Source organism: Roseisolibacter sp. H3M3-2, assembly GCF_029211165.1.
Classification (GTDB): domain Bacteria; phylum Gemmatimonadota; class Gemmatimonadetes; order Gemmatimonadales; family Gemmatimonadaceae; genus Roseisolibacter.
Window position 1 is genome coordinate 1 of the sequence record NZ_JARGEK010000773.1, and the last position, 636, is coordinate 636.

Below are 636 nucleotides of genomic sequence, written 5' to 3' on the forward strand. Positions count from 1 at the left end.
AAGCTGGCCGCGAACAGCAGCCGCCCGCCCGCCGCGCCGTCGGCCGCGTCGAACGCGTCGGCGGCGTCGGCGAGGCGCGCCGTCAGCGCGGGCGAGGGGTAGAGCGCGCGGTAGCGGTAGCCGCCGGGCGCGGGCTCGCCGTCGTGCGGCTCCCCGGGCTCGACGACGACCACGCCGCCGGGGCGGTAGAGCGCCACGCCGCCGCGGTAGCGGCTCGACGCCGCGCCCGACTCGAGCACCGCGAAGACGAAGGCGTCGTGCGTGTGCGGCGCGAAGCGGTGCTGCACGTAGGTCGCGTGCAGGAGCTCGAGCGGCTCGGGGAGCGCGACGCGGACGAGCGCGGCGGAGTCGCGGGTGGCGGGCACGGCGGGGCGGCGTGGGTCGCGGGGAGCCTCGTACGTGCGACAACCCGCGCGCGCCGAGGGTTGCGAGTCCCTACGGCCGCGCGCGCGCGACGACGGTCAACGCGTCGTTCGGCGTCTGTCACGCGCGTGCGCGCCCGGCGTGCGTCGACACGCCGCCGCGCGTTGTCGCGCGTTGTCGCGCGGTGCGGGACGAGCCGTCCACGCGCGGCCGGCGCGGGACGGGAGGCGCGGCGCGCGGGGCGGGACGCGCGCCGGCGCGGTCCGCACGTCG

1 protein-coding gene is annotated in these 636 nt (G+C 80.0%); it reads right to left on the reverse strand.

Annotated elements, in window-relative coordinates; genetic code table 11:
• Positions 1–365 (reverse strand): AraC family ligand binding domain-containing protein (locus PYV61_RS26325; protein ID WP_275836855.1); only part of this gene is annotated, 365 nt, incomplete at its 3' end.
• Between the last annotated feature and the right edge of the window lie 271 nt (positions 366–636).